Below are 11,546 nucleotides of genomic sequence, written 5' to 3' on the forward strand. Positions count from 1 at the left end.
GTAGATAAATATAGAAAAGCATGAAGTACATAAATGAAATAGATTTTTAGCACTCTTACAATAAGAGTGTTAAAATAGTTGCAATCTTATATTTATTCATGTATAATATGCGTGTTGAAATAATGGAGGAAGTATAAATGGAAACAGTTTGTAACAAACTTGAAAATTGTATGGTGGAAGTCAAAGTAACTTTCACAACTGAAGAATGGAAAGATGCACAAGACAAAGCATTAAACAAATTAGCAAAAAATGTAAAAATTGATGGATTTAGACAAGGGAAAGCGCCTGCTAAATTAGTTAAAGCAAGAGTTGGTAAAGGAGCTATCTTAGAAGAAGCAACTGACATCATTTTACAAAAGAATTATGCAGGTATTTTATTAGATAATGATGTACATCCTGTAGGTCAACCAGAAGTAAAAATCGATGAATTAACTGAAGAAACTTTAAAAGTTACTGTTAACGCTCCAGTTGCACCTGAAGTGACTTTAGGACAATATAAAGGATTAGAAGTTAAAAAAGGACAAGTTAAAGTAACTAAAAAAGAAATCGAAGCTGAATTAAAGAACTATCAAAATCAATTTGCTGAATTAGTGATTAAAGAAGAAGGAACTGTTGAAAACGGAGATACTGCAGTTATCGATTTTGAAGGATTTAAAGATGGAGAAGCTTTCGAAGGTGGAAAAGGTGAAAACTATCCATTAGAAATTGGATCTGGTTCATTTATTCCTGGATTTGAAGAACAATTAGTAGGTATGGGTATTGATGAAGAAAAAGAAATTAATGTAACTTTCCCAGAAAACTATCAAGCTGCTGAATTAGCTGGTCAAGCTGTTGTTTTCAAAGTTAAAGTTCATGAAATCAAATCAAAAGTTTTACCTGAAATTGATGATGAATTAGCAAAAGATGTTAATATTGATGGTATTGAAACATTAGCTGATTTAGAAACTTATACAAAAGAACAAATTAAAAACAGAAAACAAAGTGAAGTTGAATCAAAATTCAGTGATGATATCTTCAATGCAGTTATTGAAAATACACCATTAGAAGTACCAGAAGTTATGGTTGAAACTGAAGTTCAACAAATGTTAAGAGAAGTAGAACAAAACTTATCTCAACAAGGTTTAAATATGGAATTATTCCAACAATTAACTGGTAAGACTATGGATGATATGAAAGCTGAAATGAGAGAACAAGCTGAAAAACGTGTAAAATTTAACTTAATTTTAGCTGAAATTGTAAAAGCTGAAAATATTGAAGTGTCTGAAGAAGAAGTTGATGAAGAAATCAAAGAAATCGCTACATACTATAGCAGAGAATTTGATGAAGTTAAAAAATTATTTGAAAGTCAATTAGGACAAATCAAATCTGATTTAGCAACTCGTAAGGCTGTTCAATTAATTAAAGATAACGTAAAATAAGACGCACTTGCGTCTTGTTTTATTAAGACGTTTTGATAGACAAATGACTCATTATTATATATAATGATGAAAATGGATGGATTGATGATTCATCTTTGTAAAGGAGGTAATGAATTATGGAAGAATTAGAAATTGTTGTTGATTTACCTGTCATTTGCACAAGGGGAATGATTGTTTTCCCTAAACATGAAATTTCTTTAGATGTTGGAAGAAGTTTTAGTTTAAAAGCAATAGAAAAAAGTATCAATGAGTTTGATGAAAATATAGTTTTTATTTCTCAAAAGAATCCAATTGATGAAAATACAGATTTTGAACATGTTTATCACTATGGAACTTTATGTAAAGTGAAAAGAAGAATTAAAAGAGATAATCATGGAACAATTAAATTAACTGTTGAAGGTCAAAAGCGAGTAGAAATTACTCAATTAGAAGAAAGAGATGGATGTTTATTTGCCAAAACAAAATATCTTGAAGATATTCCTGGTGAAAAAACTGAAGAAATTGCATTGGTACGTAAAGTTTCTGAACAAATGCAATCTATGAATAAGAACTTACAAATGTTTCCACGTGAAGTTTTCTCAAACTTATCACAAGGTATGAGTGCAAGTGATTTGGCTGATACAATTGGTCAATATATCAATGTTGAATTACAAACAAAACAAAAAATCTTAGCTGAATGTGATATTAATAAACGTTTACTTCTTGTTTTAGGTAGTATGGAAGAAGAAAAAGTGATTAATGAACTTGAAGAAAAGATTAATTTAAAAGTGAAAGAAAGCATTGATGAAAATCAAAAAGAATATTATCTAAGAGAAAAGTTACGTGCAATTAAAGAAGAATTAGGGGATACGCCTAATAAAGAAGATGATACAGATTATATTCGTCAAGAAATGAAGGATAAACCTTATCCACAATATATTAAAGATAAGATTGAAGAAGAATTAAGACGTTATGATATGATGCCTTCAGCATCTTCTGAAGCCAATGTTGTGAGAACATATATTGATTGGGTATTAAAGACACCTTGGTATCAAGAAACTGAGGATAATCAAAATATTGGTGATGTTGAAAGAATCTTAGATGAAGATCATTATGGTTTAAAGAAAACAAAAGAAAGAATTGTCGAACATCTTGCGGTAAAACAAATGACACAATCTTTAAATGCGCCAATTATCTGTTTGGTTGGGCCACCAGGGGTTGGGAAAACATCGATTTCTAAATCGATTGCTAGAGCATTAGGTAGAAAATTTGTAAAAGCATCATTAGGTGGTGTTAAGGATGAAGCTGAGATTCGTGGACATCGTAGAACTTATTTAGGTTCTATGCCAGGAAGAATTATTCAAGGAATGAAAAAAGCTGGCGTCGTCAATCCTGTATTCTTATTAGATGAAATTGATAAGATGTCTAGTGATTATAAAGGGGATCCAACAAGTGCAATGCTTGAAGTCTTAGATCCAGAACAAAATCAATTTTTCTCAGATAACTACTTAGAAGAACCTTATGATTTATCTAAAGTTTTATTTATTGCGACTGCTAATGATTTAGGAAGTATTCCTGAACCATTAAGAGATCGTCTTGAAATTATTGAAATTTCTTCTTATACTGAACAAGAAAAATTACAAATTGCTAAACGTCATCTTTTAAAGAAAGAATTAGAAAGACATGGTTTAAAAGCTGAACAATTAATGATTAGTGATGAAACAATGATGTCAATCATTCGTCATTACACACGTGAAGCAGGGGTTCGTCAATTAGAAAGATTGATTGCTCAAATTTGTCGTAAATCAGTTTTAAAGATTTTAAAGAATCCAGGACTTGTTTTAGATATTCAAATTGCTGATTTAGAAGAATTCTTAGGTAAAGCACCATTTGAACATACAAAGAAATTAGATAAACCACAAATTGGAGTGGTAACTGGAATGGCATATACTCAATATGGTGGAGATATTTTACCAATTGAAGTCAATCATTTTAATGGAAGTGGTAAATTTATTATTACTGGTCAATTAGGTGATGTGATGAAAGAATCTGCGTCTATTGCTTTAGATTATATGAAAGCAAATCGTGAAAAATATGGATTAGAAAATATTGCTTTTGATAAAGAAGATATTCATATCCATGTTCCTGAAGGAGCAGTGAAAAAAGATGGACCAAGTGCTGGTGTGACTTTGACAACTGCAATTCTATCTGCATTTAGTAATCGTCCTGTTCGTGATGATGTTGCGATGACTGGAGAAATCACTTTAAGAGGTCAGGTTTTACCAATTGGTGGGTTAAAAGAAAAATCTATTTCTGCTCATCGTAGTGGTATTCGTACAATTATTATTCCTAAAGATAATGAAAAGGATATTGATGATATTCCTGAATCAGTTCAAAAGGATTTAAAAATTGTTTTAGCTGATCATATTGATACAGTATTAGAAAATGCATTAGTAAAGTAGAGTCTTGATGACTCTATTTTTCTTATAGTTATTTGTTAAGAAATATGTTAAGATGGATTCAACAAGGAATAAAGGAGAATATTATGTATAAAGTCAATAAAGCACAATTTGTATTATGTGCAGCCTGGAAATCACAATGGCCAGAAAATGATTTGCCTGAAATTTGTTTGGCTGGACGTAGTAATGTAGGGAAATCAAGTTTGATTAATACAATAACAAATCATAGTAAATTAGCAAAAGTATCAGGGACACCGGGAAAAACACGTACTTTGAATTTCTTTAATATCAATGATGAGTTAAGATTAGTTGATGTGCCGGGCTATGGATATGCTAAGGTCAATGATAAAATTAAAGAAAGTTTTGGAGATATGATTGATACTTATTTAAGAGAACGAGATGTTTTAAAAGGATTGGTATTAATTGTTGACTATCGTCATAAACCAACGCGTGATGATATTGAAATGTATGAGTATGCAAAGTATTATGAAATTCCAGTTATTGTTGTGGCAACTAAAGAAGATAAATTAAAACGTAATGATTTAAAGAAAAATGAAAAAATGATTAAACAAGTTTTGGATTTTGATGAAAACGATCAATTTGTTAGATTTTCAAGTTTTAACAAGACTGGGATTCAAGAACTTTGGGATGCAATTTTGAAGCTTTGTTAAATTAAAACTTAACAAAAGGCAATGTTTGTTGTATAATCACTAGCAGGGGGTAATAGTCATGATAAATATTATGTTATGTTGTGCATCTGGGATGTCAACAAGTTTATTAGTAGAAAAAATGAAGAAGGCTGCTGCAGAAGAAGGGGTAGAAGTGAATATCTGGGCAGTTGGAGCTAATGAAGTGAAAGCAAATGCTACAAAAGCTGATATTATTTTACTTGGACCACAAGTCAGATATGCGCAAAAGAAAATTGAATCTGAAGCGCCAGGTGTTCCAGTTGCAAATATTGGAATGCGTGAATATGGTATGATGAATGGTAAGGCTGTTTTGGCTCAAGCTATTGAATTATGTAAAAAGTAAGAAGTAGAAATACTTCTTTTTTTCATATTCTGTATTTTTTTGCATACAGTTTGTTAGGAGGGAAAGTATGCAAAAAATATATTTTAAAAAAATTGTGGACTTGAATCATCGTTTGAAGGAGCTTGTATCTATTTCTGTTGATGAATCAATCAGTTATAAAATGGAAACTCAAGGTATGAGAGCCGTTGGAAGTATTATGATTAATGGTGAGTATAAAGATGACAATACCAAACAAAGCTTTCATGAAACGATTGATTTAGATATCTTAGCTCAATTTGACAAGATTACAGATAAACGTGATTTTCATGTTAAAGTTGAAGATTTTGATTATACACTCAATGAAGGAAATATGGCATTGGTTATTCAAGCCTGTGTATATGGTGTTTTAGATGATGAAGATCGTGTCATTGAAACTTCACAGATTGTTAGTGATGAAGTACAAAGTGATGAAGATGTTGCTTTAGAAATTGAAAATCTTTTAAGGGAAGAAGATGAGATCATAATGACACCACCTGTGGAAGAACCAATATTAGAGCTCGATGAAGAAATCGTTGTACCGCAAAAAGAAACAAAAGAAGTCATAACAAAGTCAAACAATGAGGATGAGGAAGATGATGAAGATATTGGTACTTATTACTTATATGTTGTATCTGATGGAGATAGTTACCAATCCATAGCCGCTCGTTATCAAGTTGATGAATATCAGCTTAAAGAATACAACCATGATCGTCCGCTTTCCAAAGGTGCGATTGTGATTGTACCTTATTATGCATGAAAGAACAGCTTGAGGAATATTATGGAATTCATGTGATTGGACAAATCACATTAAGTCAAAAAACATATAAGTTAAAATGTATTGAAGGTTATTATGTATTAAAATGTGTAAAAGATAAGCATGTACAAAGAACCTTAGAATATATTGAAACATTGCATATGACTTGTTTTGTGCATGTTTTATTAAATAAAAATAATGAGTATGTCACACCTTATCAGCAACATTATATTTATTTGATGCCCTATATTGATAATTCACAGGGACAATTAAAAGAAATGAAAATAAAGTTTTACTTTGAAACCTTAGCTTATCTTCATTACCATAGTTTTTATTATACAAAAGTCAATCAACAATATTTTGAAACATTACAACATGATATCATTACAATCATCAATGAACGTTTTGCATATTATGAACAAATGATTCAAAATTTTGAAAACATCATGATGCGTTCACCTAGTCAATGGATGTTAGTGATGAACTATTATCGTATTTATGAAGCTTTATGTAGTGCTAGACAATATTTGTCGCAATATTTAGAAAAAACGAAAGAATATCATCAAATTAGAGTTTGTATGAATTATAAGCATTTTGATTATGATCATATTTCTTTAAAAGAAAAATGTTTCTTATCAATTGATAATGTCTGTATAGATTTACCAATCTATGATTTATTTGATATTTATCAAAGAATTCCTGATATTTTATTTGATTTAGATTGTTTTAGTGAATATTATTTAAAAAAGATTGAATTAAAAGATGATGAAAAATTGTTATTGTGTTGTTTGATGAATATTGTTCCTTTAATTGATTATGGACAAGATGAAATCGAAAATATTATCAAACTTTCACGATTATTATATTATTTAGATTCTATCACCCATTTTATTCATCAATTGTAATTGACAAGACATGGTAGCTTTGTTAAAATAAGAATACGTTGATGAGGAGGAGTACATCTTGTATTCTTAAAGAGAGTCTCTGGAAGGTGTAAAGAGATAGAAGAAAAGATGGAAGGTAGCCTCGGAGTATGTTTTTTGAACTCACAGTAGGAAAACACGTAGAACTGCGTTAAAGTTTAAGAGGTATACAAATGTATACGAATTAAGGTGGTACCACGAACATTCGTCCTTAAACGAATGTTCTTTTTTATTTGAAGGAGGAAAAATTATGAGTTGGAAGATTTTATTGGTTTGGGTATTGTTTATTGCAGCTTTGATGTTTTTAAGCTATTTCTTTACTAAACGTGTCAAAATGAATAAAGAAATAAGAAAACAAATCCAGACTGAAGAAGCAGCAAGAAAACAAAAATATACATATCTTAAACCTGGTATTTTTGATGAATGTCCAAGAGAGGATGTTTCTGCAGCTGCATTATTTCATTGTATAAGAAAAGAAGATGAGGATTTTGATCACTACTTTGAAAATATGAATGAAAGTGAAAAAGTTGTTTATGGAATTTATCAAGTTGGTTTAACATTACAAGGACAAGGGGCTTCTTTACACAGTTTCTTTTTAAGCCCATCAACAAAACCATTTGTTCCTATTATTGTTGATATTTTTGAAAAAGTTGGATCACATGAATTGGCTGATTTAATGCGTGCAGCAAGACGTTTTGCTGAAATTATTGAAAATGATGAAGATGATGATGAAGATGATCCAGAAATGGGAGATTATTCACGTTATAACTTTTCTGATTTTACTAATGAATTTGCAACTTTAGTAAGTACAACTAATTTAAATGAAAAAATTACAAACTTTATTTTAGATCATAAAGAAGATTTCTATGATAAATATATTCCTGAAAAAAATGAAGAAAATGGAGTTGATGAAGATGAAGGAACTAGCAACTAAATATGATCATAAGAAAGTAGAAGAAGGAAAATATAAGACTTGGATTGATAAAAAATATTTTGAAGCAGGAGATATTTCTAAAAAGCCATATAGTATTGTTATTCCACCACCTAATGTTACAGGAAAATTACATTTAGGGCATGCTTGGGATACAACATTACAAGATATGATTATTCGTTATAAGAGAATGCAAGGATATGATGCTTTATGGTTACCTGGAATGGATCATGCTGGAATTGCAACACAAGCAAAAGTTGAAGCAAGAATGCGTGAAGAAGGGATTTCACGTTATGATTTAGGACGTGAAAAATTCTTAGAAAAAGCTTGGTCTTGGAAAGAAGAATATGCTTCTATTATTCGAAGTCAATGGGAAAAATTAGGTTTATCACTTGATTATTCAAAAGAAAGATTTACTTTGGATGAGGGATTAAGTGAAGCTGTTAAAACTGTATTCGTGACGCTTTATGAAAAAGGTTTGATTTATCAAGGTGAACGTATTATTAACTGGGATCCTGTACAAAGAACAGCTTTATCAAATATTGAAGTTATTCATAAAGAAATTGAAGGACATATGTATTATTTCAAATACAAGGTTGTGGAAACAGATGAAACACTTGTTATTGCGACAACTCGTCCTGAAACAATGTTTGCTGACCAAGCAATCTTTGTTCATCCAGATGATGAAAGATATACACATTTAATAGGAAAACATGCAATTAATCCGGCTAATGGTGAAGCTTTACCAATTATGGCTGATAGTTATATTGATATGAGCTTTGGAACTGCAGTTATGAAATGTACTCCTGCACATGATCCAAATGACTTTGCTTTAGCAAAGAAATACAATTTAAAAATGCCAATTTGTATGAATGATGATGGTACAATGAACGCTATGTGCGGTAAATATGCTGGAATGGATCGTTTTGTATGTCGTGAAGCTTTGGTTAAAGATTTTGAGGATGCTGGAGTGGTTGATCATATTGAAACACATATGCATCAAGTTGGACATTCTGAACGAAGCAATGCGATTGTTGAACCATATTTATCAAAACAATGGTTTGTTAAAATGAAACCATTGGCTGAAGCAGCTTTAGCTAATCAACAAACTGATTCAAAAGTCAATTTTGTTCCTGGACGTTTTGAGAAAACATTTAATCAATGGATGGAAAATATTGAAGATTGGTGTATTTCACGTCAATTATGGTGGGGACATCAAGTACCTGCTTGGTATCACAAAGAAACTGGAGAAGTTTATGTTGGTAAGAATCCACCCGCTGATATAGAAAATTGGAAACAAGATGAAGATGTCTTAGATACATGGTTTTCAAGTGCTTTATGGCCATTTTCAACAATGGGTTGGCCAAATACTGATAGCGAATTATTTCAACGCTATTTCCCAACAAATACATTAGTTACAGGATATGATATCATTTTCTTCTGGGTATCTCGTATGATTTTCCAATCATTAGAATTTACGCAAGAAAGACCTTTTAAAGATGTTTTGATTCATGGTTTAATTCGTGATGAACAAGGAAGAAAAATGTCTAAATCTTTAGGTAATGGGGTTGATCCAATGGATGTTATTGATGAATATGGTGCTGATACACTTCGTTTCTTCTTAACAACTAATTCAGCTCCAGGAATGGATTTAAGATATATTCCAGAAAAACTTGAAGCATCATGGAATTTCATTAATAAGATTTGGAACTCTGCACGTTTTGTTTTAATGAATATTGATGAAGATATGAAATATGAAGATTTAAGTTTTGATCATTTGAATTTATCTGATCAATGGATTTTAAATCGTTTGAATGAGGTTATTGTATCTGTTGATGAAAATATGGATAAATTTGAGTTTGTTAATGTTGGAAGTGAATTGTATAATTTTATTTGGGATGATTTCTGTTCATGGTATATTGAATTATCTAAAGTTCATTTAAATAGTGAAAATGCAAATGAAAAACAAGCAACCCAAAATACTTTGGTTTATGTTTTAAATGCGATTGTTAGATTATTACATCCATTTATGCCATTTGTGACTGAAGAAATTTATCAAACAATTCCTCATTTAGAAGAATCTATCTGTATTTCATCTTGGCCACAAGTAAATCATGAATTTGATAATCAAACAATTAATGATCAATTCCAATATTTAATTGATATTATTAAAGGAATCAGAAATATGCGTGCTCAATATGTCATTAAAAATGCGATTGAAGTTGCTTATAGTATGCAAACAAAAGATAGTGCATTAGAAGCATTATTAAAAGACTTAGCACCATATATCTATAAATTATGTCATGCACGTTGCATTGGTTATAATGTAGAAACATCACAAAATGTAGCGACTGAAATGATCAAAGGTGGAAATGCGTTGATTATTGAACTTGGTGATTATATTGATTTAGCAGCTGAAAAGAAAAAATTAGAAGCAGAACTTCAAAAATTGGCTGGCGAAATTAAACGTTGTGAAGGTATGCTTTCAAATCCTAACTTCGTTAATAAAGCACCAGCTAGTAAAGTAGAGGCAGAAAAAGAAAAATTGGCTGATTATCAATCTAAATATGAAGCTGTTCAAACAAAATTAGGGAATATGTAAAAAGTGAAATGAAAAAATTTCACTTTTTTTCATTTTTGACAAGAAAAATTGATACAAAGAAGCGTATATATAAGTAGGGGCTACTTTTGAAAGGAAGGATAATTATGAAAGAATTAACATTACAAGAACAATATGAGATTCAAGGTGGGTCATTGGTTGGGACAGCTCTTTTGTATTTATTGTTAGGAGCAGGTATTTATAAGATTTGGAAATCAAAGAAAGGACGTATTTCTATTCCAAGACTTATTAATATTGAATGGCGTAATTAAATGTGAAAGGCTTTATGCCTTTCATATTTTTTATGTTGTATGCATAGATATTAAAAGAGGTGATATGCGATGAAGTTTGAATATAAGATTGTTATTATGGGGATTCTTTTTTCTTGTTTATGTATCTTACTTTTTACATATGGAACGACACTTGGTCAAAAGACGATGTATGTTTATCAAGTAGGTATTTATAAAGAAGAAAAGAATAAGGAAGATAAATTGGATGAGTTATCTAAGCAAGGGATAAAAGGATATTGTTATCAAAAGGAAAATCAATATTATGTTTTATCTATGATTAGTGAAAATCGTCAAGAAATTGATACTCATGCCAGTCAAGTTAAAGGTATTTTAAAGACTTATAAAGTATCTAAAGATACTACTGTAGATATTTTACTGCAAAATTTAGCTAAAGGAGTTACACATGATTAAATCATTACCAAAAGAAGAAAATCCTAGAGAAAAGGCATTGAATTATGGCATTGAGTCATTGAGCAATGTTGAATTATTAGCTTTGGTTTTAAGAACAGGAAACAAAGAAGAATCAGTTATTCAATTGGCTCAGAGATTATTAAATGAAGTAGGTGGATTTGAAAGATTGAATGATATTTCCTATGCTCAATTGATATCACTTAAAGGAATTAAGCAAGCTAAAGCAATTGAAATTTTAAGTATTCTTGAAATTGCAAAGCGTCTAAAGAGTAGAGTTCAAGATGCACAATCTTTAATGACTCCGTTTGATATTTATTATTATGTGAAGGATAAAATGATGTTTTTAAAACAAGAACATTTTGTTGTTTTATGTTTGGATAATAAAAATCGGGTTATTAAAGAAAAAACCATTTTTATTGGTTCGATTAATATGAGTGTAGTGACCCCAAGAGAGGTGTTTAAAGAAGCTATTCATGTGAGTAGTGCCAAGATTGCTTTGGTGCATAATCATCCTAGCGGGGATGCTTCACCGAGTCAGGAAGATATTTATTTGACAAGACAGTTTAAAGAGTTGGGAGAAATGATGTCAATTGAAATCATTGATCATATTGTTGTAGGGTGGCATCAGTTTTATAGTATCAGTGCAACGCATCTGTTTTATGATGATGACAAAATTTAAAAAAATAAATTAATTTGATAAAATCTATATCTCGAATTGCTTTTTTTCACTCC

11 protein-coding genes and 1 other annotated feature are annotated in these 11,546 nt (G+C 30.4%); all 11 genes read left to right on the plus strand.

Annotated elements, in window-relative coordinates:
• Positions 1–137: 137 nt before the first annotated feature.
• The 11 genes from tig to radC all read left to right on the plus strand — a co-directional run bounded on the left by tig (position 138) and on the right by radC (position 11,493).
• Positions 138–1,418, plus strand: coding sequence for a trigger factor (gene tig, locus EDD60_RS09425; protein WP_066443386.1), 1,281 nt, complete (start codon positions 138–140; stop codon positions 1,416–1,418).
• A 116-nt stretch (positions 1,419–1,534) separates the two neighbouring features.
• Positions 1,535–3,859: an endopeptidase La gene (lon, locus tag EDD60_RS09430; protein ID WP_066443385.1), complete on the plus strand. Its 2,325-nt coding sequence runs from the start codon at positions 1,535–1,537 to the stop codon at positions 3,857–3,859.
• An 83-nt stretch (positions 3,860–3,942) separates the two neighbouring features.
• On the plus strand, positions 3,943–4,527 hold the full coding sequence (yihA, locus tag EDD60_RS09435; protein ID WP_066443384.1) for a ribosome biogenesis GTP-binding protein YihA/YsxC: 585 nt from the start codon (positions 3,943–3,945) through the stop codon (positions 4,525–4,527).
• 58 nt (positions 4,528–4,585) lie between these two features.
• Entirely contained in the window at positions 4,586–4,888 is a 303-nt protein-coding gene (locus tag EDD60_RS09440) for a PTS sugar transporter subunit IIB (RefSeq protein WP_082787312.1), read from the plus strand.
• Between the two features lie 67 nt (positions 4,889–4,955).
• A complete protein-coding gene (locus EDD60_RS09445) occupies positions 4,956–5,663 on the plus strand; it encodes a LysM peptidoglycan-binding domain-containing protein (RefSeq protein WP_066443382.1) in 708 nt (235 codons plus the stop codon).
• A complete protein-coding gene (locus EDD60_RS09450; RefSeq protein WP_066443375.1) occupies positions 5,660–6,565 on the plus strand; it encodes a hypothetical protein in 906 nt (301 codons plus the stop codon). Before EDD60_RS09445 ends, EDD60_RS09450 begins: the two co-directional genes overlap by 4 nt.
• Before the next feature lie 29 nt (positions 6,566–6,594).
• Positions 6,595–6,799, plus strand: a binding site (T-box leader).
• A 34-nt stretch (positions 6,800–6,833) separates the two neighbouring features.
• The gene (locus EDD60_RS09455) at positions 6,834–7,517 is read left to right on the plus strand and encodes a DMP19 family protein (protein ID WP_066443372.1); all 684 of its coding nucleotides are present in this window, start codon (positions 6,834–6,836) and stop codon (positions 7,515–7,517) included.
• Positions 7,498–10,116, plus strand: coding sequence for a valine--tRNA ligase (locus tag EDD60_RS09460; protein WP_066443370.1), 2,619 nt, complete (start codon positions 7,498–7,500; stop codon positions 10,114–10,116). Before EDD60_RS09455 ends, EDD60_RS09460 begins: the two co-directional genes overlap by 20 nt.
• Before the next feature lie 104 nt (positions 10,117–10,220).
• Positions 10,221–10,385 (plus strand): hypothetical protein, encoded by a 165-nt coding sequence (locus EDD60_RS16100; protein WP_165973143.1) that lies wholly within the window; start codon positions 10,221–10,223, stop codon positions 10,383–10,385.
• 69 nt (positions 10,386–10,454) lie between these two features.
• Entirely contained in the window at positions 10,455–10,814 is a 360-nt protein-coding gene (locus tag EDD60_RS09465) for an SPOR domain-containing protein (protein ID WP_066443360.1), read from the plus strand.
• Entirely contained in the window at positions 10,807–11,493 is a 687-nt protein-coding gene (gene radC / locus EDD60_RS09470; RefSeq protein WP_066443358.1) for a RadC family protein, read from the plus strand. The genes EDD60_RS09465 and radC overlap by 8 nt, the downstream gene beginning before the upstream one ends.
• Positions 11,494–11,546: the final 53 nt, after the last annotated feature.

Origin of the sequence: Longibaculum muris, assembly GCF_004343035.1 — a bacterium.
GTDB classification, from domain to species: domain Bacteria; phylum Bacillota_I; class Bacilli_A; order Erysipelotrichales; family Coprobacillaceae; genus Longibaculum; species Longibaculum muris.